General features: G+C 68.2%; 19 protein-coding genes. 12 read left to right on the top strand and 7 right to left on the bottom strand.

Translation table 11 applies throughout. The features are described 5' to 3' along the window. The first annotated feature begins 10 nt into the window (after positions 1-10). The 7 genes from IB225_RS07870 to rarD all read left to right on the top strand — a co-directional run bounded on the left by IB225_RS07870 (position 11) and on the right by rarD (position 10,472). Positions 11-1,534, top strand: a complete 1,524-nt coding sequence (locus IB225_RS07870) for a carotenoid oxygenase family protein (protein ID WP_192310620.1) — start codon at positions 11-13, stop codon at positions 1,532-1,534. Between the two features lie 36 nt (positions 1,535-1,570). Beyond that, on the top strand, positions 1,571-3,748 hold the full coding sequence (locus IB225_RS07865) for a hypothetical protein (protein WP_192310619.1): 2,178 nt from the start codon (positions 1,571-1,573) through the stop codon (positions 3,746-3,748). Positions 3,749-4,156: 408 nt separating this feature from the next. Next, positions 4,157-5,188 (top strand): lipoyl synthase, encoded by a 1,032-nt coding sequence (gene lipA, locus IB225_RS07860; RefSeq protein WP_192310618.1) that lies wholly within the window; start codon positions 4,157-4,159, stop codon positions 5,186-5,188. A 211-nt stretch (positions 5,189-5,399) separates the two neighbouring features. Then, positions 5,400-7,580 carry a carboxy terminal-processing peptidase gene (locus IB225_RS07855; protein WP_192310617.1) on the top strand — a complete coding sequence of 727 codons (2,181 nt, stop codon included), beginning with the start codon at positions 5,400-5,402 and terminating at the stop codon, positions 7,578-7,580. Between the two features lie 83 nt (positions 7,581-7,663). Further along, complete coding sequence (locus IB225_RS07850; protein ID WP_192310616.1) at positions 7,664-8,509, top strand: methylated-DNA--[protein]-cysteine S-methyltransferase; 846 nt, start codon at positions 7,664-7,666, stop codon at positions 8,507-8,509. Positions 8,510-8,646: 137 nt separating this feature from the next. After that, a complete protein-coding gene (gene yedA / locus IB225_RS07845; protein ID WP_192310615.1) occupies positions 8,647-9,555 on the top strand; it encodes a drug/metabolite exporter YedA in 909 nt (302 codons plus the stop codon). After that, the gene (gene rarD, locus IB225_RS07840) at positions 9,552-10,472 is read left to right on the top strand and encodes an EamA family transporter RarD (protein WP_192310614.1); all 921 of its coding nucleotides are present in this window, start codon (positions 9,552-9,554) and stop codon (positions 10,470-10,472) included. The genes yedA and rarD overlap by 4 nt, the downstream gene beginning before the upstream one ends. On the opposite strand, the gene IB225_RS07835 is transcribed toward rarD, so the two are convergent. The 3 genes from IB225_RS07835 to IB225_RS07825 are packed head-to-tail and all read right to left on the bottom strand — an operon-like array spanning position 10,473 to position 13,774. Next, positions 10,473-11,060 (bottom strand): hypothetical protein, encoded by a 588-nt coding sequence (locus IB225_RS07835; protein WP_192310613.1) that lies wholly within the window; start codon positions 11,058-11,060, stop codon positions 10,473-10,475. Between the two features lie 8 nt (positions 11,061-11,068). Further along, on the bottom strand, positions 11,069-13,261 hold the full coding sequence (locus tag IB225_RS07830) for a xanthine dehydrogenase family protein molybdopterin-binding subunit (RefSeq protein WP_192310612.1): 2,193 nt from the start codon (positions 13,259-13,261) through the stop codon (positions 11,069-11,071). A 57-nt stretch (positions 13,262-13,318) separates the two neighbouring features. Beyond that, the gene (locus tag IB225_RS07825; protein ID WP_192310611.1) at positions 13,319-13,774 is read right to left on the bottom strand and encodes a (2Fe-2S)-binding protein; all 456 of its coding nucleotides are present in this window, start codon (positions 13,772-13,774) and stop codon (positions 13,319-13,321) included. A 171-nt stretch (positions 13,775-13,945) separates the two neighbouring features. Here IB225_RS07825 and IB225_RS07820 point away from each other — a divergent pair, with 171 nt between their 5' ends. Together IB225_RS07820 and IB225_RS07815 are read left to right on the top strand one after the other, a co-directional pair. Next, positions 13,946-14,902: an XdhC/CoxI family protein gene (locus tag IB225_RS07820; protein ID WP_192310610.1), complete on the top strand. Its 957-nt coding sequence runs from the start codon at positions 13,946-13,948 to the stop codon at positions 14,900-14,902. Then, a complete protein-coding gene (locus IB225_RS07815) occupies positions 14,899-15,501 on the top strand; it encodes a nucleotidyltransferase family protein (protein ID WP_192310609.1) in 603 nt (200 codons plus the stop codon). Before IB225_RS07820 ends, IB225_RS07815 begins: the two co-directional genes overlap by 4 nt. A 42-nt stretch (positions 15,502-15,543) precedes the next feature. On the opposite strand, the gene IB225_RS07810 is transcribed toward IB225_RS07815, so the two are convergent. The 4 genes from IB225_RS07810 to IB225_RS07795 all read right to left on the bottom strand — a co-directional run bounded on the left by IB225_RS07810 (position 15,544) and on the right by IB225_RS07795 (position 20,092). Beyond that, positions 15,544-16,863: an ABC transporter permease gene (locus IB225_RS07810; RefSeq protein ID WP_192310608.1), complete on the bottom strand. Its 1,320-nt coding sequence runs from the start codon at positions 16,861-16,863 to the stop codon at positions 15,544-15,546. Between the two features lie 13 nt (positions 16,864-16,876). Next, complete coding sequence (locus IB225_RS07805; RefSeq protein ID WP_192310607.1) at positions 16,877-18,043, bottom strand: FtsX-like permease family protein; 1,167 nt, start codon at positions 18,041-18,043, stop codon at positions 16,877-16,879. A gap of 14 nt (positions 18,044-18,057) precedes the next feature. After that, positions 18,058-18,750, bottom strand: coding sequence for an ABC transporter ATP-binding protein (locus IB225_RS07800; protein WP_192310606.1), 693 nt, complete (start codon positions 18,748-18,750; stop codon positions 18,058-18,060). A 94-nt stretch (positions 18,751-18,844) separates the two neighbouring features. Continuing rightward, positions 18,845-20,092 (bottom strand): efflux RND transporter periplasmic adaptor subunit, encoded by a 1,248-nt coding sequence (locus tag IB225_RS07795; RefSeq protein ID WP_192310605.1) that lies wholly within the window; start codon positions 20,090-20,092, stop codon positions 18,845-18,847. 233 nt (positions 20,093-20,325) lie between these two features. On the opposite strand from IB225_RS07795, the gene IB225_RS07790 reads away from it, so the two are divergent. Genes IB225_RS07790 through IB225_RS07780 form a run of 3 tightly spaced genes read left to right on the top strand, consistent with a single transcriptional unit; the run spans position 20,326 to position 23,238 of the window. Beyond that, entirely contained in the window at positions 20,326-21,246 is a 921-nt protein-coding gene (locus IB225_RS07790) for an ABC transporter ATP-binding protein (protein WP_192310604.1), read from the top strand. Next, a complete protein-coding gene (locus tag IB225_RS07785) occupies positions 21,246-22,004 on the top strand; it encodes an ABC transporter permease (protein ID WP_192310603.1) in 759 nt (252 codons plus the stop codon). The genes IB225_RS07790 and IB225_RS07785 overlap by 1 nt, the downstream gene beginning before the upstream one ends. Before the next feature lie 28 nt (positions 22,005-22,032). Next, positions 22,033-23,238: a sensor histidine kinase gene (locus IB225_RS07780; protein ID WP_225583320.1), complete on the top strand. Its 1,206-nt coding sequence runs from the start codon at positions 22,033-22,035 to the stop codon at positions 23,236-23,238. Positions 23,239-23,353: the final 115 nt, after the last annotated feature.

Raw genomic sequence — 23,353 nt, 5'->3', positions numbered from 1 at the left:
GCGCGCCGCCATGGATCGCCGCCGCTTCCTGCGCAACCTCCTGTCCGGCGCCACCGCGCTGGCCGTCGCGCCCACCCTGCTGCGTGGCGAGAATGCCTTTGCCGGCGATCCCGCGCGCTTCGCTTCCGGCCTGCGCGAACAACCATGGCTCGCCGGCTGGAAGTCCGTGCAGTCCGAAACGCTGGGGCCGGCGACTGTGCAACTCGAAGGTCGACTGCCCGCCGGCTTCGCGGGCACGCTGTACCGCAATGGCCCGGCATGGACCGAGCGCGCCGGGTTCCGCTACGAACACTGGTTCGATGGCGACGGCATGGTGCACGGCTGGCGCTTCAACGGTGATGGCACGCTGAGCCACCACGCGCGCATGGTCGCCACGCCGAAGTTCACCCGCGAGCAGAAGGCGGGACGCTTCATGTACCCGGTCGCCGGCACGTCCATCCCGGACATGCAGCCGATCCGCAACAACGACGACGCGAATACGGCCAACACCTCCGTGACGATGATCAACGGCCGGCTGTTCGCGCTGTGCGAAGCGGGATCGGCGTTCGAGCTGGATCCGGACGACCTAACCACGCTGGGTCCGGTCACATGGCGCCCGGATCTCGCGGCGATTCCGTTCTCCGCGCATCCGCTGGTGGACCGCGATGGTTCGTCATGGAACTTCGGTTCCATCTCGATGATGGGCGGCAACGGACTGGTGGTCTGGCATATCGGGCGCGATGGCGTGCTGGCCTCGGCCGATGTGCTGGAAACGCCGGTGCCCGGTTACCTGCACAGCTTCGCGATGACCGACCGGCACCTGGTGTTCGCGCTCATCCCGTTCCGTTACCGCGAAGGATCGGGGGCGTTCTTCGAGCGCCTGCGCTTCCAGCAGGACCAGCCGTTGCGCATCGCGGTGGTCGACAAGGCCACGCCGTCGAAGGCGCAGTGGTTCGAGGCCGATTTCGCGGCGATCTACCACTTCGGCGACGCGCACGAACGCGATGGCCGCATCACCGTGCGCGCGGTGCAGCACCTGGACCTGGAGCACGCCCGCTCACCGATGCAGGCGGCGATGAACGGCGATGGGCACGGCGACGCCCACGGCGGCAAGGGACCGCTGCGCGATCTGGTCCTGGACCTGCGCACCGGCAAGGCGCGCTGGGAGGACACGGGCATCGTCGGCATCGAGTTCCCCGTGTTCGACGTGCGCACGCCATCGCGCGACGCCGCGCGCCTGTATGCGCCGGTCCATGTCGATGGATCCACCGCGCCTTACTTCAGCCGCATCGGTGCCTTCGACATCACCCGCGCGCGTCAGCAGGTGCACGACTACGGTCGCGACGTGCTGGTGGAAGAGCATCTGTTCGTCCCGCGGCCCGGCAGCACGCGGCCGGACGATGGCTGGCTGGTCGGCACGCTGCTGGATGCCGCCAAGGGCCGCAGCGGCATCGCGGTGCTGGATGCGCGGCGCGTCGACGACGGTCCGCTGGCGCAGGCGTGGCTGCCGTACACCGTGCCGCTGGGGTTCCACGGGCATTTCGCCGCGCGATGAATGCCGCACGCGCGGGCGATGCGGCATGCTGTGCGGATGGAACGGACATCCTTTCGCGCAACGGGCCTGCGCTGGCTGCGATGGGGGCTGATCGCCCTCGTCGCGGTCTACGCCCTCTACCTGGTCGCCGGCAACCTCTTCCTCAACACCGCACTCGGTGAGCGCACGCTCAATCGCAAGCCCGATCGTTTCCAGATGCGCTGGTCGTCGGGTTACACCTGGTGGCCGGGCCGGGTAAGCCTGCAGGACGTCTCGCTGCAGGGACAGGCGCGCCGCATCGCCTGGGAGGCGCAGGCGGGACGTGTGGAAGGGCGGATCGCGTTGTGGCCTTTGTTGTCGCGTCGTCTGCACGTGCCCGAGGTTCGCGCGGACGACGTGCGTGGCGGCGTGCGTCGCGTGACGAAGGAACTGGCACCGCCGCCGCCCCGCGCAGGTGGCTGGGAGTTGCAGTTCGACCGTATCGCCAGCGATTCGATCCGGCGGGGGTACTTCGACGGGATGGAACTCATCGGCACGGGACGCGCCGAGGTCGGCTTCTACAAGCAGTTGCGCGGCGGGCCGATGGAACTGATGCCTTCGATCGCGGAGTTCGTCCAGGCAAAGTTGGTCCGTAACGGCGATGAAGTCCTGCGGGACGCCACGCTGGATCTGCGATTCGCGATCGACCGGCACCGGCGCGAGGAGGCAGCCGGCCTCGACAAGCTGCTGAAGACGCGGCTGGACGTGAAGCTGGCCGGTCGCACTGCCGGCTTGAACATCGCCGTCAGCCCGCGGGGCGAGGTGGCGACGGCGCTGGTGCCTGGTGAAGGGCAGGCGGACATCGACCTGGGTTTCGAGCGGGGGCTGCTGAAGCCCGGTGGGCGCGCGACGTGGACGATGGCGGTGGCCGGCAACGACATCGCCGGTGCGAAGCGCAACGACATTCTCGGCATCGACGTGGCGGTGGACGAGGACATCGTGCTGAAGGCGGCCGTGCCGCCGCAGGCCGATGGCCGGCTGGCGGTAGAGGCGGACCTTCGACTGCGTGGGCGGCAGGTGCCCCTGCGCGATTTCGCCGGCCTGCTGCCGCGCGCCTCGGGTCATGTGGTGGGCGCCTGGCATTTCGATTCGCTGCGCTGGCTGTCGGACCTGTTCCCGCAAGCGCCGTGGCTGAAGCTCGACGGCGCCGGTGCGATCAGTGCCGACGTGCAGGTGATGGACGGCAAGCTCGCGGCAGGCAGTCGCATCGCTGTGCCCGGTGTCGACGCGACGGCCGACGTGATGGGCAACCGCATCCGCGGCCGGGCGCGCGCCGACATCCGGCTGGACGCCGGTGCGCAGGGCGAACTGGTGCCGCGCCTGCAGGCGGTGATGGAAACGTTCGATGTCGCTGCGGTGAAAGCGCCGTCGAAGTCGTACGTACGCGGCCGCAACCTGCGGCTGTCGGTCAATGCCGACGGTCCGCTCGCGCAGGCACGGGACACGCTGAAGGCACGCGTCGTGTTCGACGGCGCCACCGTGCCCGACCTGCGCGTCTACAACCCGTTCCTGCCGCGGCGGCACATGCGTTTCGAGCAGGGGGCAGGGACGCTGAGTGGGGATCTGTCGCTGGATGCGGCCGGCAACGTAGGCCATGGCGTACTGCGCATCGCTGGCCGGCGCACGCGGATGCATCTGGCCAACCTGGAGTTGCGCGGTGACATCGACCTCGACCTGAAACTTCGCCGCGCCGACCTTCGGCAGCGGTGGTTCGTCGTCGACGGCAGCACCGTACATGTCCGCAATGTCGGGTTCACCGAGCCCGGCGGCGAATCGCGCCGCGGCTGGTGGGCACGCGTGAAGCTGGACCGCGCACGGCTGGATGTCGACCGGCCGATCAGCGCCGGTGGCGGCGCCGACGTGACGATGAAGGACGTCGGCTTCCTGTTGGCGTTGTTCTCGCGGCAGAAGGAATACCCGGCGTGGGTGTACCGGCTGGTCGACGCAGGCCAGGCGCGGGTCCGGGGCCGCGTGCAGTGGCGGGACGACGTCCTGGTCCTCGACCGGATGCAGGCGAGCAACGATCGTTACGACATGCTGGCGCGGCTGCGCCTGCAGGGTGGCCAGCGGCAGGGCGACCTGTACGCCCGCTGGCGGGCCCTGAGCATCGGGATGGAAGTGCAGGGCGATCGGCGCAAGCTGCATCTCGTCCGCGCAAGAGACTGGTATGAGGGGCGCCCCCACTACCTGGATTAGGTCACTGAAACGGGGCGTTTGCGCGAGGAGGGAGGGCTAGCCCTGTTCAGGTAAATGCGATGAAGAACGTAACCGCTGTTCTGACCGTCATCTCATAAATTGGTCTGATATCGGTAACACGCAGCAACGGCGGGGGTTTTGCTCGCATTCATATTCGTGACATCACGCCTGGGTCCACTGAACCGTCCGGTTCTGTTTTGCAGTGCAGCGTGCAAGACCTGTAACCCACCCTTCACGATGGCCCCGCATCCCGACGTGGGGGAGGGAGCAAGCCCGCAATAGCCTAGCTGTTGCGGGCTTTTTTATTGCCTGCTGCCGGGGCGGCGAAGCAAGGTCGGGACGCTGGATTCCCGTTGCGGGATGCCGCGGCTGCGCCGATGCGGGAGGGCCGGGGAGTAGAATTGCCCCATGACTGATTCCGCCCGCCCGGCCAGCGCCCGGGAAATCCCCCTGCAGATCGTTTCCGCCACCGCCACGGCGCCGCTCGAAGCCGGCGCCAAGCAGCTCGGCGGCGACAAGATCGCGCGCTCGCCGGTGCAGTTCGCCGACGCCCCGGTACTGCGCAAGCCGTCGTGGATCCGTGTGCGCATCCCCTCTGACGGGGCGGTGGCCAAGCTCAAGGCCAAGCTGCGCGAGAACCGCCTGGTCACCGTCTGCGAGGAGGCCAGTTGCCCGAACATCCACGAGTGTTTCAGCCACGGCACCGCCACCTTCATGATCCTGGGTGAGGTCTGCACGCGGCGCTGCTCGTTCTGCGACGTTGCCCACGGCAGGCCGAAGCCGCCGGATCCGTCCGAGCCGCTGAGCCTGGCGAACACCGTGGCCGACATGGGCCTGAAGTACGTCGTGGTGACCAGCGTGGACCGCGACGACCTGCGCGACGGCGGTGCCCAGCACTTCGTCGACTGCATCGCGGCCATCCGCGAGCACTCGCCGGTCACGCGCATCGAGATCCTCACCCCGGACTTCCGCGGCAAGGGTCGCATGGATCGCGCGCTGGAGATCCTGGCGGTCAATCCGCCGGACGTGTTCAACCACAACATCGAAACCGTGCCGGACCTGTACACCAACGTCCGCCCGGGCGCCGACTACCAGTGGTCGCTGACCCTGCTGCAGCGCTTCAAGCAGCAGCATCCGCATCTGCCGACCAAGTCGGGGATCATGCTCGGCCTCGGCGAGACCATGGAGCAGGTGCTGGGCACGCTGCGCGACCTGCGTGCACACGACGTCGACATGGTCACCATCGGCCAGTACCTGCAACCCACCCCGCATCATCACCCGGTGCTGCGTTACTGGACGCCGGACGAGTTCAAGCAGCTGGAGGAGTACGGCATGGCGCTGGGCTTCAGCCATGTGGCCTCCGGACCGCTGGTGCGCTCGTCCTACCACGCCGACCAGCAGGCGGCGCAGGCCGCGTTCGCGACCCGTCAGGCGGTCTGAACCGTATCAGGACAGCGTGACGCCGGTCGCCGACGGCGGGGATCGCCATGTCCCGCGCCCGGTCATGGCAGGGCCGCGGTTCACCTTTCCCTACACCGTGGCCCTTAGGCTGCCGATAGACAGATGACAAGGCACGCAACTTTGTGCACTGTCCTTCTGTCGAATCCGCAATCCGTTCCAGCCTGACGGGCCCCCGGGCCATGAGTACGCAATGACACTGAAGAAAGCCCCCATTTTGTTGTTGGCCTTGGCCCTGTCGACCCCGCTGGCGCTGCTCGCGCGCGGTGATGGCGACCCGATCGCGGTGGCGCCCACCGCCGACCAGTCCAACACGTCCAAGCTGGTGTACGGGCTGCTGTCGGACAGCCGCTACGCGTATCGCCCGCGCCCGCTGGACGACGCGCTGTCGCAGCAGATCTTCAAGCGCTATTTCGAAGCCCTCGATGGGGGCAAGCAGTTCTTCACCGCCGCGGACGTGGAACGTTTCGCGCCGTACAAGACCAAGATGGACGACGCGATCCGCTCGGGCGATCTCGCCCCGGCGTACGAGATCTTCACCGTCTACAAGCAGCGCGTCGGCCAGCGCGTGGCCTATGCGCGTGCACTGCTGAAGCAGGACTTCGACTTCACCGGCGACGAGCGCTGGGAATACGACCGCGAAGATGCTCCGTGGGCAGCCGACGGCAAGGTGCTGGATACGATCTGGAAGAAGTCGGTGATGAACGACTGGCTGCGCCTCAAGCTGGCCGGAAAGAAGCCCGACGAGATCCGCAAGACGTTGGACAAGCGCTATGCGAACCTGCAGCGCAGCATCAACGAACTGAAAACCGAGGACGTGTTCCAGACGTTCCTCAATGCCTACACCAGCGCGATCGATCCGCACACGGATTACTTCACGCCGCGCACCGCCGAGAACTTCAACCAGTCGATGTCGCTATCGCTGGAAGGCATCGGTGCCGTGCTGCAGCGGCAGGACGATCTGGTGGCGATCCGCGAGATCGTGCCCGGTGGCCCGGCTGACCTGAGCGGCAAGCTGAAGGTCGGCGACCGCATCGTCGCGGTGGGGCAGGGCAAGTCCGGGCCCATGACTGACGTGATCGGCTGGCGCATCGATGACGTGGTGGCGCAGATCCGCGGCAAGAAGGACACGCAGGTCCGCATCGAGTACATCCCGGTCGAAGCCGGCATCGACGGCAAGCACGCGCAGATCACCATCGTCCGGCAGAAGATCAAGCTGGAGGAGCAGGCTGCCAAGTCCGAGATCATTTCGCTGCCCGCCAGCGCCGACGAACCGGCGCGCCGCATCGGCGTGATCAAGCTGCCCGCCTTCTACCAGGACTTCGAAGGCCGTCGCCGCAACCCGAACGACTTCAATTCCGCCACGCGTGACATCGCCAAGCTGCTCGCCCAGTTCAAGACGCAGGACGTGGATGGCGTGGTGATGGACCTGCGCAACAACGGTGGTGGTTCGCTGGATGAAGCCGTGCAGTTGACGGGCCTGTTCATCGACAAGGGGCCGGTGGTGCAGCAGCGCCAGTCCGGCGGTCGCGTCGATGTGTACAGCGACCAGGTGGCGGGCGTGGCGTGGGATGGTCCGCTGGCGGTGCTGATCAATCGCGCCTCGGCCTCGGCCTCGGAAATCTTTGCGGGCGCCATCCAGGACTACGGTCGTGGCCTGGTGATCGGCGAGACCAGTTTCGGCAAGGGCACCGTGCAGAACATGGCGGACCTGGATCGCTGGCCGGCCAACGAGGCCCCGCGCTTCGGCTCGGTGAAGCTGACCATCGCGCAGTTCTTCCGCGTCGCCGGTGGCAGCACGCAGCACAAGGGCGTGGTGCCGGATATCGCGTTCCCGGTCAGCGTCGACGCCAGCGAGTATGGCGAGAGCACCTACGACAACGCGTTGCCGTGGACGCGCATCTCGGCCGTGCCGCACACGCAGTACGGCAACTTCGCGCCGTTGCTGCCGCGGCTGCAGGCGCTGCATGCGGCACGCTCGACCAAGGACAAGGAATTCCAGTGGTGGTCCGAGGACGTCGCGCAGTTCCGTGCCGAGGCCGCCAAGAAGTACGTTTCGCTCAACGAAGCCGAGCGCCGCGCCGAGCGTGACCGTCAGGAAGCGCAGCGCAAGCAGCGGCAAGCTGAGCGCAAGACGCTGGGGCTGGCGCTGGATCCGCTGGCCGAGGACCTGGCGGACGACGGCCTGGGTGCGTCCGAGCGCGACATCGTGAAGGATGCGCAGCGCGAGAAGCTGGCCGACAAGCGCCCCGATCCGCTGCTGCGCGAATCCGCCGCCATCCTCTCCGATGCCATCGGCATCCTGGGCCAGGACCGCAAGCTGTCGGCTCAGGTGCTGCCCGAATCGCCCGGTCCGGGTCGCTGGGCCCAGTGAAGGCGTGCGCGGGAACATCGTTCCCGCGCAAGATCCGGATAGCGTCGCCTTGTCGGGCGACCTAGTCTGGACGCATGGACACCATGCCGCGCCGATCGCTTCCCACCTCTCCCTCCCTTGCCGCTGATCCACTGGACGCGGCGCGACGCCTGCTCGACGAAGGGGAACCCTCGTTGTCGGAACTGGCGTCGTACACCGGCCTGAGCGCTTCGCATCTGCAGCGACGCTTCCGCGCGCGTTTCGGATTGAGTCCGGCCGAGTATCTGGCCCGCAAGAAGCTGGGCACGCTGAAGAGCGCATTGCGCGAAGGGCGCGACGTCACCACGGCGTTGTACGACGCCGGGTACGGCTCACCGTCGCGCCTGTACGAACAAGGCGCCGCCAAGCTGGGCATGACGCCCGCCACCTACCGTGCCGGCGGGCGCGGCGTCGCGATCCGCTGGACCTTGGTGGACACCGTGCTGGGCCGCACGCTGGTGGCGGCCACCGAGCGCGGCATCTGCGCGGTGGAGCTGGGCGACGACGACGCGGCGCTGGAGCAGCGGCTGCGCGAGGAGTTTCCGCTGGCGCAGCTCGAGCGCGTCGAAGCCGGGCGCGATGATTTCCTCGCGCCCCGCCTGCGCGCCGTCGCGGAGCGGTTGGCGGGTGGCGATGCAGAGGTGCCGGTGGATCTTCTGGGCACCGGCTTCCAGCAGCGCGTGTGGGATGCGCTGATGAAGATCCCGGCCGGTGAAACCGTCAGCTACGCCGGCCTGGCGCAGTCGCTGGGCGCGCCGCGCGCCGCGCGTGCCGTGGCCAGCGCCTGCGCACACAACCGCATCGCCGTGGTCGTGCCCTGCCATCGCGTGATCCGCGGCGATGGTTCGCTCGGGGGATATCGCTGGGGACTGCCGCGCAAGCAGCAGTTGCTGGCGCGCGAACAGGCCTGACGCAGACCGCGTCCGACTTGAACTGAATTCAACACGGGCCGGAAAGGTTTCAAGCGCCGGGGCACGGGTCCGTCATCCCGTCCGCGGGCGGCTGGCCTAGAATGCATGCACGCCGTCTCCTTCCCCCGCGAACTCCCATGACTTCGTCCGCTTCCGCCGCCGCGCCTGCGCGTGGCGGCCTCGCCGTCGCTGCTGCCCTGGCCATCGTCTACGTGGTGTGGGGGTCGACCTATCTCGGCATCCGCTTCGCACTCGAAGGCGGCTTCCCGCCGTTGCTGATGGTGTCGGGCAGCCGTTTCGTGGCCGCTGGCCTGGTGATGTTCCTGTTCCTGCTGTGGCGCGGCGTCACGCCGCCGACGCGGGCGCAATGGAAGAACCTGCTGGTGATGGGCGCGCTGCTGCTGTTGATGGGCAACGGCATGGTGGTGCTGGCCGAGCAGACGGTGTCGTCCGGGCTTGCCGCTGTCGCCGTGGCGTCGATGCCGCTGTGGATGGGCCTGTTCGGCGCGATGCGCGGACAGCACCCTACGCGCGGCGAATGGCTGGGCATCATCGTCGGCTTCGCCGGCGTGGTGTGGCTCAACGCGGGCAGCTCGCTGACCGGTTCGCCGGTGGGCCTGGTGCTGCTGCTCATCGCGCCGATCGCCTGGGCCTACGGTTCGGTGTGGTCGCGCGGGCGCGATCTGCCGTCACCGTTCATGACGGCGGCGGCGCAGATGCTGGCGGCCGGCGTGATGCTGGTGGTCGCCGGTCTGTTGCATGGCGAGCGTTTCAACACGGCGGACTGGACCGTGAACGGTGCGTTGGCCGTGGCATACCTGGCGGTGTTCGGCTCCATCATCGCGTTCACCGCGTACGTGTGGCTGCTGCATCACGCGCGCCCGGTACTGGTGGGCAGCTATGCCTACGTCAATCCTGTCATCGCGGTGGCGCTGGGCGCCTTCATCGCTGGTGAAACCTTCACCCGGCACGATCTCGGTGCCATGGCGGTGATCCTCGCGGGTGTGGTCGTCATCACCCTGGCACGCGCGCGGCAGGCGAAATGAGCGCCGCACCCATCGACCGCAAAGGACTGGCGATCACCGCCGGCACGTTCCTGATCTGGGGCATCGTGCCGCTGTACTGGCACCTGCTGAAGGCGGTGCCGTCGTTCCAGATCATCGCGCACCGCATCGTGTGGAGTGCGGTGCTGGTGATCGGCTGGCTGCTGCTGAAGAACGGGCGTCGCTGGTGGCGGGAGGTGCGCGCACAACCACGTGCCGTGCCGTTGCTGGGCGTCAGCAGCCTGCTGATCGCATTCAACTGGGGCCTCTACATCTGGGCGGTCAACGCCGGCCATGTGGTGGAAACCAGTCTCGGCTACTTCATCAATCCGCTGATCAACGTGGTGCTGGGCGTCGTGGTGCTGCGCGAACGGCTGTCGCCGGCGCAATGGGTCGCGGTGGGCTTCGCGCTCGCCGGCGTCGCATGGCTGACGTTGCAGGCGGGTTCGCCGCCGTGGATTGCGCTGGGACTCGCGTTCTCGTTCGGCCTGTATGGCCTGGTGCGCAAGCTGGTGGCAGTGGATCCCGTCGCCGGCCTGGGCGTCGAAAGCCTGTACCTCTTCCTGCCGGCGCTGGCCTATGTCGTGTGGGGTGAGTTCGGCCACGGCGGTGGCTTCGTCAGCGGCTACGGCTGGAAGAACGACCTGCTGCTGATATTCGGCGGGGTGGTGACCGCGGTGCCGTTGATCGGCTTCGCCTACGGCGTGCGCCGCATTCCGTTGTCGGTGGTGGGCCTGCTGCAGTACATCGCACCGAGCATCCAGTTGTTGATCGGCGTGCTGGTGTTCAAGGAAGCCTTCGGGATGGAGCGTGCGATCGGCTTCGCGGCCATCTGGACGGGCCTGGTGATCTTCGCCAGCGATGGCCTGTGGCGTGCGCGCCGCCGCGATGTGCTCGCGGCGACGGCCACGGGACGCTAGTCAGCCGGAGGTGGTTGCGGCCGGCGTCGGGCAGGGGCCGCCTGCGGCCGTCCATGTCTTGAACGCGGCAACGAACTGGTCGTGCGGCACCGGTACCGGGGCGCGCTCGCCGCCGGGGTTCCAGCCCCACAACACTAGTTTGTCTTCCGCCACGTGCTTCACCAGCGCGTCGAAGTCGCGGTCGCCGTTGCGCTTCTTGTCCTGGATCATCGCGCACAGCTGGTCGGCGGGCAGGCCGATCCACGCCATCTTGTGGTCCGGTGGCGGCAGCTGCCAGTGCGGTGCGCCGGGTGGCGCATGCGGGCCGTAGCTCGCCGGCGAATTCTGTTCGCTGTGGCAGGTGGAACACGGCAGGCCGGGCGCGCCCTTGCCGTCGGGGCCGCGCACGACGTTCATCGCATGCGGCGTCTGCGCATCGAACTGCAGCGGCGCATCGCCCGGGATATGGCAGTTGCTGCAGCGGGGATGCTGGAACACTTTCTCCACCGTCGCGAATGCGGTCAGCGCCTGGGCTTTCTGTTCCTCACTGATGCGGGGCTTGCAGGCCACCAGCAGGAGGACGGTCAACGACATCATCAGGATGCGCATGGCGGGCCTCAGGCGGTCGGTGTGGTGGAAGCGGGCGTCGGCAGGCGCAGCGGCAGTTCGCGCAGGCGCTGCCCGGTGAGCGCAAACACCGCGTTGGCCACCGCCGGTGCGATCGGCGGCGTGCCGGGTTCGCCGACGCCGCCCATCTTCTCGGTGCTCGGCACGATGTGCACCTCGACCTTCGGCATCTCGTTCATCCGCAACACCTGGTAGTCGTGGAAGTTGGACTCCTGCACCTGGCCGTCGCGGATCGTCAGCGTCGAATGCAGCGCCGCGCCCAGGCCGAAGGCGATGCCGGATTCCATCTGCGCCTGGACGCCGGCCGGATTGACGGCCACGCCGCAGTCGATCGCGCAGACCACGCGGTGCACGCGTATCCGGCCATCCTCGATCGACACCTCGGCGGCCTGCGCCACGAAGCTGCCGAACGATTCGTGCACGGCGATGCCATGGCCGCGACCCTGCGCAGGCGGCGTGCCCCAGCCGAACTTCTCGGCGGCCAGGTTCAGTGCCGCGAGATGGCGTGGATGGTCCTTCAGCCGCTTGCGCCGGTACTCCACCGGGTCCTGGCCTGCGGCGTGCGCCAGTTCGTCGACGAAGCTCTCCATCACGAAGCCGTTGACGCTGTGGCCGACCGAGCGCCACCACAGCACCGGGATGCCGGTCACCGGCGAATGCAGATCCACCCGGTGCGCGGGCGTGCCGAGTACGTACGCCGAATCGGCGACGCCTTCGACCGACGTTGCGTCGATGCCGTTCTTGACCATCATGGCTTCCATGAAGGTGCCGGCCATGATCGACTGGCCGACCATCACGTGGTGCCACGCCACCGGGTTGCCATCCTTGTCCAGGCCGGCACTGATCTTCTCGACGAAGGCCGAGCGGTAGTAACCGCCGCGGGTGTCGTCCTCGCGCGTCCACACCGTCTTGACCGGCGCCTTCGCGGCCTTGGCCACTTCGACGGCTTCGGCGACGACGTCCGAGGTCGGCGTCGCACGACGGCCGAAACCGCCGCCCAGGAACGGCGTATGGATGCGGATCTTCTCCGGCGGGATGCCGAGGATCTTCGCGGCGCTGTTCTGGTCCAGTGTCGGGAACTGCGTGCCGCACCAGATGTCGCACTCGCCGTCGCCGATCTTCACCGTGCAGTTCAGCGGCTCCATCGCCGCGTGTGCCAGATATGGCACGGCGTACTCGGCTTCCAGCGTCTTCTCGGCCTTCGCCAGTGCGCCCGCCACGTCGCCGGCGCGGGCGGCCACGGCGCCTTCGGTGCGCGCAAGCTGCGAGAACTGCTCGCGCAGCGCCGTACTGTCTAGCTTGGCATTGGCATCGCCTTCCCAGACCACCTGCAACGCGTCGCGGCCGAGTTTGGCAGCCCAGTAGTGATCGGCGATCACCGCCACGCCGCTGGGCACCTGCACCACGTTGCGCACGCCTGCGACGGCACGGGCCTTGGTCGCGTCGAAGGATTTCACGGTGCCGCCGAACACCGGCGAGCGCAGCACCACCGCGGTCAGCAGGCCCTCGAACTGCATGTCCATGCCGAACTTGGCCTTGCCGGTGATCTTCTCCGGCGTATCCAACCGCTTGGTTGCCTTGCCGATCAGTTTCCAGTCCTTGGGATCGCGCAGCTTCAACGCATCGAGTGTGGGCGGCGTCTGCTTGCCGGCGTCGTCGGCCAGTTCGCCGTAGCGCAGGCGCGTGTTGCCGGAGACCACCGCGCCGTTCTCGGTGCGCAGCTGGTCGACGGGCACGTTGAGCCGTGCGGCGGCGGCCTGCAGCAGCATCGCGCGCGCGGTCGCGCCGGCCTGCCGGTAGCGGTCGAACTCGGACCAGGTGGTGGTCGAGCCGCCGGTGCCCTGCATGCCGAACACCGGGCTGGTGTAGGCCTTGTCGGCCGCGCCATGTTCGACGCGGATCTTCGACCAGTCCGCATCCAGTTCTTCGGCGATCAGCATGGGCAGCGTGGTCCAGATGCCCTGGCCCATTTCGGCGTGCGCCAGTTGGACCGTGATGGTGTCGTCGGCCGCGATGCTGAGGAACGCATTGGGGACGAAGGCGGTGGGTGCGGCCGCGGCGCTTTCCTGCGCCATGGCGTAGCGTCGCGCGCCGGGCACGAGGAAGCCGATGACCAGGCCGCCACCGGCCAGTGCGGTGCCGCGCAGGAAATTGCGGCGCGAAGAAGAGGTTTCGAGGTTCACGGAACAGCCTCCGTCGAACGGGGAGAAGCGGACGGCGACGCGCGTCGCCGCGCCAGGTCAGGCCTTGCCGATATCGGCGGCGCGATGCACGGCCGCGCGGATGCGCTGGTAGGTCCCGCAGCGGCACAGGTTGCCAGACAGGGCCTGGTCGATGTCGGTATCGGTGGGCGAGGGCACCTTGGCCAGCAAGGCGGCCGCGGACATGATCTGGCCGGACTGGCAGTAGCCACACTGCACCACGTCCAGTTCCGCCCATGCCTTCTGCACGGGATGCGAACCGTCGGCCGAGAGGCCTTCGATCGTGGTGATCTTCTTGCCGGCGACGGTGGAGGCGGGCGTCACGCAGGCCCGCAGTGGCGAGCCATCGACGTGTACGGTGCAGGCACCGCATTGGGCGATGCCGCAGCCGAACTTGGTTCCGGTGAGGCCCATCAGGTCGCGCAGGACCCAGAGCAGCGGCATGTCGTCGGGGGCGTCGATTTCGCGCTCCGACCCATTGACGTTCAACTTCATGGTGTCTCCCTGGCGGCGGCGTGGGACCGGTCGACAATACTCCGTGCCTCCGTGGGCTGCCAGTGAAAGCGCGGCTTCGTTCTTGCACGATCCTGCGGAATGGTTGCCCGATGTCCCGAACACTCCGCGGGCCGTTGCCATCGGGGCCGCGCTTGCGCCATCGTGGTGCGCATGTCGGTTGCCCGCCATCCACTGGAAGTCTCCGCACGCGCCAGCGACGCCGGCGACGGCAGCGCGCTGGTCGTGGTCACCGCGACCGAAGGCTCGACCTACGTGCGGCAGGGCGCCATGGCGGTGTTCGCTGCCGACGACACGCAGACCGGTTGGCTCAGTGGCGGCTGTCTTGAGCCTGAGATCGCCCGTCGTGCGCGGCACGCGGTCGTCGACGGCCATCTCGATGCGATGGAGATCGACACGCGCGACGACGAGGATCTTCTCGCCGGGTCGGCGGTCGGCTGCCGGGGGCGGTTGCATCTCGCGCTGTTGCCGCTGGACCGCCTGGCGGGCTGGTCGCAGGTAGTACAGGCGTGGTGGCAGGGTGCGGGTCCGTTGTCGTTGCGCCTGGAGGCGAGCGGTGAGGTGCATGCCTCTGCGGGTGACGAGCGGCGGCAGTGGACGCTGCCGCTCGCGACCACGGACGTCACGCTCGTCGGCGAGGTAACGGTCGCGCCGCCGCCGCGCGTGGCGATCTTCGGCGCAGGCCCCGAAACACGGATGCTGGTCGCGTCGCTGCGGCAGCTGGGTTGGCACGTCTCCGTGATCGAGCGGCGCGCCCGCTGGATTCCCGCCGACGAGATCGCCGATGCGTGGTCGATGCAGGCGCCGGATGAAGCGGCGCGTGGCCTGCATCCTGCGCCCGATGCCGCGCTGGTGATGCACCACCATTTCGAACACGATCGGGAAGCACTGGAAGCGCTCGCGCAGACGACGATCCCGTTCATCGGCCTGCTCGGCCCGGTGCGGCGACGCGAAGACCTGTTGCGGGTGATTCCCTCCGTTCTGCATGCATCGCTGTTGTCGCGGCTGCGTTCGCCGATCGGAATGAAGCTCGGCGGGCAAGGGCCCGAGGCGATCGCACTCAGCATCACCGCGCAGCTGCAGGCCTGGCATCACGGCGAACGCGAATGACGGCGACACATGCCGCTGTCGTGCTGGCGGCCGGTGGCAGCACGCGGTTGGGACGACCGAAGCAGTTGCTGACGCGTGATGGTGAAGCGCTGGTGCATCGCGCGGCGCGACTGGCGTTGGCATCCGATGCGTCGCGCGTGCTGGTCATCGTCGGCGCGCTCGCTGATGACGTCGCCGCCGCGGTGAGCGATCTGCCCGTGGAGTGTCTGGTCAACGCGACGTGGAACGAAGGTTTGGCAGGCAGCATGCGCATCGCGGCGGATGCACTCGCGGCGCATGATCATGCAACGTTGCTCCTGACCTGCGACCAGCCTGCGCTGGACGTTGCGCATCTCCAGGCACTGCTGGCGGCATCCCGGCGCGCACCCTCGGGTTCCGCCGCGACACGCTTTGGTGATCGTGTGGGTGTTCCTGCCGTCGTCGCGCCGTCGCTGCTGCGTGCTGCGCTGGCGGTGCAGGGAGATCGCGGACTGCGTGACGTGCTGAATGTCACGGGTGCGGGTGTCGTCGCCTGCGATGCACCGGAGCTCGCACATGACATCGATACGCCGGACGACATCGCGGCGGCCATCGCGAAGGGCTGGCTGGATCCGGTGTAGCGACCCGGGATCCGCATGCGGATCCCGGGGCACAGGCGTTGGTCAGGCCGCGCGCAGGGCGTCGGTGACCGGCAGGGTCGAGGCGCGCAGGGCGGGGAACAGGCCGCCGATGAAGCCGATCGCCAGCGCCCACTTGAGGCCCTCCCACAACAGCGCCGGCGTGACCTTGAACTCGAAGCTCAACTGCGCCACGCCTCCCGCGAGCGTCGAAGCGGTGTAGCCGTTGAACACCAGCCAGGCCAGCAGGCCGCCGAGCGCGCCGCCGAGCGCGGCCAGCAGCATCGTTTCCAGCATCACCGCGACCACGACGGGCGTGCCGCGGAAACCGATGGCACGCAGTGTCGCGATCTCGCGCGCCCGGGCGGCGACCGTGGCGAACATCGTGTTGAGCGCACCGAAAATGGCGCCGATCGCCATAATCGATCCCACGATGATGCCGATGATGCGCAGCACCTTGGTGATTCCTTCAGACTGCTTGCCGAAGTAGCCGCGGGTGGTATCCGCCTCGACCTGCAGGCGCGGATCGGCCTTCAGCGTCGCCTTGAAGGCCTTGAACGCCTTGGCATCGGTCAGCTGGGCGAATACCGAGGCGCGGCTGCTGCCGCGTCGGTAGGTCGTCGCCACGACCTCGGCGTCGGCCCACATCTCCGATTCCATGCCGTCGCCGGACTCGAACACGCCGACCACCGACCAGGTCTGGTTGCCCAGGCGGACGTCCTTGCCGACCTCGAGCCCCTGGAACTGCTTGCGCGCGCCTTTGCCGACCACCAGTTCGCGACGGCCGGTCTCGAAGCGGCGGCCTTCGACGAGTTTCAGGTTCGGACGCACCGTCCAAGCCATGTCGCCGACACCGCGCAGGGTTACGCTGCCATCGTCCTTGCCACCGACGCGCGGCAGGTTGGCGGCGACCACCAGTTCGGCCGACGCCATCGGGCGGCTGTCCTTGTCGCGAGCGATCTCGGGGGCACGCTCGATGGCGTTGATCTGGTCGCGCGACAGCACCGACATCAGTTCGGCGGCCGAACCGCCGCGCAGGACGATGGCGGTCTCGTCGTTGCCGGCCGCGGTCACGGTCTGGCGGTAGCCTTCGGCCATCGCCAGCAGCGCGACCAGCACGCCGACCACGCCGGCGATGCCGACGATGATCACGGACGACGCCCCAAGGCGCTGTCCCAGCGTGCTGACGCCGACCTGTGTCACCGATGCTGCCTGGCGACCGCTGCGCGTAAGCAGCATCCACAGGGCGAACAGCACCGCCGCGCCGAGCAGGGCGGGCCAGGGCAGGAAGATCCACGCGCCCAGGAACACGATCAGGACCACCACCAGCGCCGAGCCGCGGAGGAAGGATTTCAACAGTTTCATCGTGGGGTCTCCTTCAGCGGCCGGCGAGGGCATCGACGATGTTCAGGCGCATCGCCCGCAACGCGGGAAGCGCACCCACCAGCAGGCCGATGGCGATCATCAGTCCCAGTCCCAGTGCCCAGCTCTGCAGACCGATCGCCGGCAGGTTGATGACGCCGCCGCTCACCGCCGTGACGATCGGACCGATCACCGCGGCCAGGCCTAGGCCGAGCACGCCGCCCAGCATCACCAGCAGGATGGACTCGGCCAGCACCATGCCCAGCACCGAGGCGCTGGTGAAGCCGATCGTCTTAAGCACGGCGAGCTCCGAGGTGCGCTCGCGCACCGCCTGCGCCATGGTGTTGCCGGTCAGCAGCAGCAGGGTGAAGAACACCGCGCCCATGATCGAACCGACGATCAGGCCGATGTCCGCCATCTGCTTGAGTTGGGACGCCATCGCCGCCTGCTCGCTCATCGTCTTGGTCTCGTGCGGCGAGTTCATAGACAGCGCATCGATGGCCTTGGCCGCGGCATCGCTGCGGCGCACGTCCGACACGCGGCTGACGTACCAGCCCACGTCGCCGTCGACGTAGGGCGTCGATTCCTCGAAGTACTTGTAGTGCATCAGCAGCATGCCTTCGGTGAAGCCGGCGCTCTTCTTGTCCTTGGCCTTCAGCGTGCCGACGATGTCGAACGACCAGTTAAGCGTGCCGTCGCTGTTGGGGAAGATCGTCGATTGCAGCGGGATCTTCTGGCCGACCTTCCAGCCAAACCGCTTCATCAGCGCATCGCCGACCAGCACGCCGGTGCGCGTACGCGCCCAGGCTTCGCGTTCGGAGGCCGCGACTTCGATTTCCGGATAAAGGTCCAGGTAGTTCGGCGCCACCGCGAAGGTGAAGAGCTGGTTGCGCGGGTTCTGGTAGGCGCCGCCGAACCAGTTGGCGTAGGTCACCGCCTGCACGTTGTCGATCTGCTTGAGCCGTGGCTCGAGCGAGAGCGGCAGCGTCTCGATGAAGGACAGTTTCGACGCGGTCTGCAGGCGCTGCGCGCCGTCGGCGTTCTGCCCGAGTTGCGCGAACGAGGTGCGGATGCCGTCCAGCAGGCCGAACAGCAGGAACGCGGCCAGGATCGATGCCAGCGTCAGGAAGGTGCGGGTCTTGCGCCGGAAGAGCGCCGCCCAGATCAGATGGAAGTATTTCATCGCGAGGCCTCCGCTCAGGCCGCGTTTGCGGGCTGTTCGACCAAGGTGCCCTTGTCCAGGTGCAGCGTATGGGAGGCGTACTCGGCGGCCTTCGGATCGTGCGTAACCATCACGATGGTCTTGCCGTGTTCGCGGTTCAGCATCTGCAGCAGGCCGAGGATCGCCTCGGCGGACTGGCGGTCGAGGTCGCCGGTCGGTTCGTCGCAGATCAGCAGCGTGGGATCGGAGACGATGGCGCGCGCGATCGCCACGCGCTGCTGCTGACCGCCCGACAGTTCCGACGGCTTGTGCGAGGTGCGGTCCGCCAGTCCAACCAGCTGCAGCGCGATCTGCGCGTTGCGCTTGCGCTGCGCACCGCCGAGCTTGGTGAGCAGCAGCGGTAGTTCGACGTTCTTCTGCGCGGTCAGCGCCGGCATCAGGTTGTAGAACTGGAACACGTAGCCCACGTTCTGGCTACGCCAGTGCGACAGCTGGCCACCGTTGAGCTGGTCGATGCGCTGGTCGGCGACTTCGATGCTGCCGGTGGTGGGCGTGTCCAGGCCGCCGATCAGGTTCAGCAGCGTGGTCTTGCCGGAACCCGAGGGACCCATCAGGGCGACGAAGTCGCCCTCCTGGATATCGAGGTCGATGCCATGCAGCACTTCGACCTTCTCGGGGCCGCGCTGATAGGTCTTGGTCAGATTGCGGATCGATACCAGGGCAGCCATGGGAACCTCGTCGTAGTGGATGGCCGGGAACGTCCCGGCGCCGTGATGCTGGGGTGGTTCGCTAGCGGGCAGGGAACGTCACGCCCGATGGCGGTTATTCCTCTTCGTCGCCGATGGTGACCAGGCCACCGTCGGCGAGTTCCGCGGGCGGATCGAGCACGACGGTCTCGCCGGGCGCCAGGCCGGAAGTGACCTGGCGATCCTCGCCCAGCGGGCCGCCGACCTGGACCTTGCGCAGTTCCACGCGGTTCTCGTCGCCGACGACGAAGGCGGCATCGCCCCCGTCGCGCTGCACGAGGGCCGCGGCCGGCACGCGCACCCCCGTCTGCTTCGTTTCCGCAGATCCTTCCTCCGCCTTCTCCAGGAAGCTCACCGTCACGCCCATGTCGGGCACGATGCGCGGGTCCTTTTCCTTCAACGCCACGCGCACCTTCACGGTTGCCTTGCCGCGGTCGGCGGTGGGGATGATGGCGATGACCTCGGCCGGGATCTTCCAGTCGGGGTAGGAGTTCAACGTCGCCTGGACCGGCATCTTGGCCTTGACGCGACCGATATAGGCCTCGCCGACATCCACTTCGATTTCCAGCGAGTCCATGTCGACGATCGTGCCGATGCCGGTACGGGTGAAACCGCCGCCCGCCGACAGCGGCGAGACGATTTCGCCCGGCTGCGCGGCCTTGGCGATCACCACGCCGGCGAACGGGGCGCGCACGATGGTGTTGTCCAGACCGATGTCGGCGATCTTCAGGCGATCCGCCGCGGTGCGTTCGTTGCGCTGCGCAGTCTGCAGCTGCGCGCGCAGCAGGTCGCGCTGGGCGACGGCCTGGTCGTACTGCGCCTTCGACACGAGCTGCTGGGCGACCAGCGAGGACAGCCGGCGCGCATTGGCCTCGGCTTCCACCAGCTGCGCCTGCACGCCCGTCGTCTGGCTGCGCGCGGCCTGCAGCTGGCTCTGCGACAGGGCGCGGTCGGCGTCGGCATCGATCGGTTCCAGCCGCGCCAACACCTGGCCGGCTTCCACGCGCATGCCTTCCTCGATCAGCACTTCCTGCACCTTGCCGGTGACCTTGGCCGACACCGTCGCCATGCGGCGGGCGACCACATAACCGGACGCATCCAGCACCGAGGCAGCCGCACCGCCGCCGCCCAGCGCGACCGTCGGTGCCGTGCGCACCTCCAGTGGCTTCTCGCGGCCGAGCACGACCCAGGCCGCGGCAGCCAGCACCAGCAGCACGACGACCACGCCCAGCGTGATCCACAGCCCGCGGCGCGACGGCGGGGCCGGCGGCGGCGCCTTGCGGTCGATGCGGAGTTCCTTCAGCAGGTCGGCAGACGTATTCATGCGTATCCAGACGGTGAATGCGGGAAAGTGTGACCAGCAAGGGTAACGGAAGCCTAGTTGCCGGAAGTCACTTCGTGCGATCGGGGGCGGCCCGGGCCTGCCACGGGGCGCATCGTGGGCCAGCACCGGCCGGCGTCCCAGTGACAACTGTCACCTGATTCGCCTGAGGAGCCGCACTCATCACACGCCGCGTCGGCGCGCAGGATGGCCACACCTTCCGACGGGACCGTCGCATGAACGTGGCAAGCCTGACCTCCGCACCGCTGGCCCGCCTGCGCGGCGTGCGGCACCACTATGGCAAGACCCTGGCGTTGGACGGCCTGGACTTGGCGCTGCCTGCCGGCCAGGTGCTGGCGCTGCTCGGTCCCAACGGCGCGGGCAAGAGCACCGCGATCGGCCTGCTGCTGGGCCTGCAGCGCGCCGATGCCGGCACCGCCGAGCTGTTCGGCCTGCCGCCGCAGTCGCTGGCCGCGCGTCGCCGCGCCGGCGTGATGCTGCAGAGCGCCGCCGTGCCCGACACGTTGAAGGTACGCGAGCTGATCGACCTGACGCGCGCCTACTACCCGCAACCGCGCAGCGTGGCCGACCTGGTCGCGCTGGCCGGCCTCGACGGCCTGATGGAGCGCGGCTACGGCCAGCTGTCCGGTGGCCAGCAGCGTCGCGTGCAGTTCGCGCTGGCGGTGTGTGGCCGGCCGGAGCTGCTGTTCCTCGACGAGCCGACCACCGGCCTCGACATCGATGCGCGGCAGACGCTCTGGAAAGCGATCCGCGAACTGAGTGCACAAGGTTGTGCGGTGCTGCTGACCACGCACTACCTGGAGGAAGCGGAAGCGCTGGCCGACCGCGTGGTGGTGGTGAACCACGGTCGCGTGGTCGCCGAAGGCTCGGTCGCGCAGATCCGGGCGCACGTCGCCCAGCGTCGCATCCGCTGCATCAGTGCGCTGCCGACGGCGCTGGTGCAGGGCTGGCCCGGCGTGCAGCTGGCGCAACGCGACGGCGCGCGGCTCGAGGTCATCGCCGACGCCGCCGAGTCCGTCGTCCGTCGCCTGCTGGCCGAGGACCCGGCGCTGTCCGATCTGGAAGTCCAGCGCGCCGGCCTGGCCGAGGCCTTCCTTGCCCTTACCCGTGATGCCGCCAACCAGGAAGCCGCCTGATGGATACGACCGCCGCCGTTCCGTTCTCCTCTACGCGCGCCTATGTGCTGGAAGCGCGCTACGAGTTCCTGCGCCTGCTGCGCACACCGTCGTTCTCGTTGCCGTGCCTGCTGTTCCCGCCGGTGTTCTATCTGCTGTTCGGCGTGCTGCTGGGCGGCAAGGGCGGCCCGGCCGCCGCGCAGTACATGCTGGCGGGTTACAGCGTGTTCGGGGTGATGGGCGTGGCGCTGTTCGGTTTCGGCGTCACCGTCGCGATGGATCGCGAACAAGGCCTGCTGACGCTGAAGCGCGCACAGCCGATGCCACCGGGCGCGTACCTGGTGGCGAAGATGGCGATGGCCGTGCTGTTCGCGGCCATCATCCTGCTGCTGCTCGCGGTGCTGGCGATCGGCGTGGCCGGCGTGCACCTGACGGGGCTGCAATGGCTGGCGCTGGTCGCCACCTGCCTGGTCGGCGTGCTGCCTTTCAGTGCGCTGGGCCTGTGGCTGGGCACGCTGGTGAGTGGTCGCGGCGCGCCCGCGCTGATCAACCTGGTCTACCTGCCGATGGCGTTCCTGTCGGGCCTGTGGGTGCCGTTGAGCATGCTACCGTCGTTCCTGCAGACCGCCGCGCCCGCATGGCCCGCGTATCATCTGGCGCAGGTCGCGCAGAAGGTGGTCGGCGTGGATGCGGGGCGTCCGCTGCTGCTGCATGCCGGTGTGCTGGTCGCGATCACGGTGGTGTTCTTCCTGCTGGCGCGTCGCCGGCTGGCATCCTGAGCCGGCGCGCAGGCGCAAGGAGTCGTCGATGAATCTTTCCACTTCCCCATGGCTGCGCACGCTGACCCGCCTGCGGGATCGCCTGGTGCCGGAGGCGCTCGGCCTCGGCTGGATGCCGATCTTCCTGCTCGGCTACCTCGTGTTCCTGTTCGTGCCGGTGCTAGTGCCATCCAATGCCAACTGGGGCCAGAGCGTGCGCTGGTACCTGTGGCCCACGCTGCTGTCCGTGGCCGTGTTCCTGCCTATGTATTTCCTGGCGTACCGCGGCAGCGCGATGACGCGCGTGCTGTGCACGCTGGGCATCGCTGCGCTGGGCTACGGCCTGATGTCGTTCAATGCGTTCTCCAACACCTACGTGATCTACGCGGCGGCGTTCGTGGCGCTGCTGCCGGGCAGCTTGTGGACACGCGTCGGCGCGCTGCTGGTGCTGCTGGCCGGCTACTGCGGCATGGCGGCATGGTTGGGATTCCCGGCGTTCGTGCCGGCAGTGACCGCGATCATCTCGGTGGCGGTATTCACCGGCAATTACTTCCAGTCCGAGACGGTGCGCAAGCGCGCCGAGCTGAAGCTGTCGCACGACGAAGTCCGCCGCCTCGCCGCACTGGCCGAACGCGAACGCATCGGCCGCGATCTGCACGACCTGCTCGGGCACACGCTGTCGCTGGTGGCGCTGAAGTCCGATCTTGCGGGGCGATTGATCGAGCGCGATCCACAGGCGGCGCGCAACGAGATCACCGAGGTCAGTCGCGTCGCCCGCGATGCGCTGGCGCAGGTCCGTCGTGCGGTGACCGGCATCCGTGCCGCCGGACTGGCGGCCGAACTGGCCTCCGCGAAGCTGCTGCTGGAGTCGGACGGCGTCACCCTGCGTTACGACGCGCAGGAGGCCGTGGTGCCACCCGATCTGGAAACCGTGCTCGCCCTGGCGCTGCGCGAAGCGGTGACCAACATCCAGCGTCATGCGCGCGCCACGCTCGCCGAGGTGTCGCTGACGTCCACGCCCGACCACGTGCACCTGCGCATCCGCGACAACGGCGTCGGCAGCGCCGCCGTGCCGGGGAACGGCCTGGCCGGCATGCGCGAACGGGTCGAGTCACGCGGCGGACGCCTGCGTGTCGATTCGACACTGAGGCAGGGCACGAGCGTGGAGATCACGTTGCCGCTGCCGTCGCGGGAGATGGCTGATTCGGTCGAGCGGCAGTCAGCGAGCACGGAAGCAGGTGTGGGAGCGACGTAAGTCGCGATGCAATATCCCGGATGGTTCAGAGGTGTGGAAACGTGGCGAGGCGCCCGGACGCGGACTTCATGCGATCGCGACTTACGTCGCTCCCACATCGGAACTCTCCGCTTCG

Source organism: Pseudoxanthomonas sp. PXM02 (genome assembly GCF_014851805.1).
Lineage (GTDB): Bacteria > Pseudomonadota > Gammaproteobacteria > Xanthomonadales > Xanthomonadaceae > Pseudoxanthomonas_A.
This window is presented reverse-complemented; position numbering and strand designations above follow the sequence as displayed.

Coding starts and splice junctions, on each gene's coding strand:
- IB225_RS07800 (WP_192310606.1), bottom strand. CDS start 18,750: ATGGCTGCCCTGGTATCGATCCGCAATCTGACCAAGACCTATCAGCGC.
- IB225_RS07850 (WP_192310616.1), top strand. CDS start 7,664: ATGCCGCGCCGATCGCTTCCCACCTCTCCCTCCCTTGCCGCTGATCCA.
- IB225_RS07870 (WP_192310620.1), top strand. CDS start 11: ATGGATCGCCGCCGCTTCCTGCGCAACCTCCTGTCCGGCGCCACCGCG.
- IB225_RS07795 (WP_192310605.1), bottom strand. CDS start 20,092: ATGAATACGTCTGCCGACCTGCTGAAGGAACTCCGCATCGACCGCAAG.
- yedA (WP_192310615.1), top strand. CDS start 8,647: ATGACTTCGTCCGCTTCCGCCGCCGCGCCTGCGCGTGGCGGCCTCGCC.
- IB225_RS07805 (WP_192310607.1), bottom strand. CDS start 18,043: ATGAAATACTTCCATCTGATCTGGGCGGCGCTCTTCCGGCGCAAGACC.
- IB225_RS07825 (WP_192310611.1), bottom strand. CDS start 13,774: ATGAAGTTGAACGTCAATGGGTCGGAGCGCGAAATCGACGCCCCCGAC.
- IB225_RS07780 (WP_225583320.1), top strand. CDS start 22,033: ATGAATCTTTCCACTTCCCCATGGCTGCGCACGCTGACCCGCCTGCGG.
- lipA (WP_192310618.1), top strand. CDS start 4,157: ATGACTGATTCCGCCCGCCCGGCCAGCGCCCGGGAAATCCCCCTGCAG.
- IB225_RS07810 (WP_192310608.1), bottom strand. CDS start 16,863: ATGAAACTGTTGAAATCCTTCCTCCGCGGCTCGGCGCTGGTGGTGGTC.
- IB225_RS07815 (WP_192310609.1), top strand. CDS start 14,899: ATGACGGCGACACATGCCGCTGTCGTGCTGGCGGCCGGTGGCAGCACG.
- IB225_RS07790 (WP_192310604.1), top strand. CDS start 20,326: ATGAACGTGGCAAGCCTGACCTCCGCACCGCTGGCCCGCCTGCGCGGC.
- IB225_RS07865 (WP_192310619.1), top strand. CDS start 1,571: ATGGAACGGACATCCTTTCGCGCAACGGGCCTGCGCTGGCTGCGATGG.
- IB225_RS07820 (WP_192310610.1), top strand. CDS start 13,946: ATGTCGGTTGCCCGCCATCCACTGGAAGTCTCCGCACGCGCCAGCGAC.
- IB225_RS07835 (WP_192310613.1), bottom strand. CDS start 11,060: ATGCGCATCCTGATGATGTCGTTGACCGTCCTCCTGCTGGTGGCCTGC.
- IB225_RS07785 (WP_192310603.1), top strand. CDS start 21,246: ATGGATACGACCGCCGCCGTTCCGTTCTCCTCTACGCGCGCCTATGTG.
- rarD (WP_192310614.1), top strand. CDS start 9,552: ATGAGCGCCGCACCCATCGACCGCAAAGGACTGGCGATCACCGCCGGC.
- IB225_RS07855 (WP_192310617.1), top strand. CDS start 5,400: ATGACACTGAAGAAAGCCCCCATTTTGTTGTTGGCCTTGGCCCTGTCG.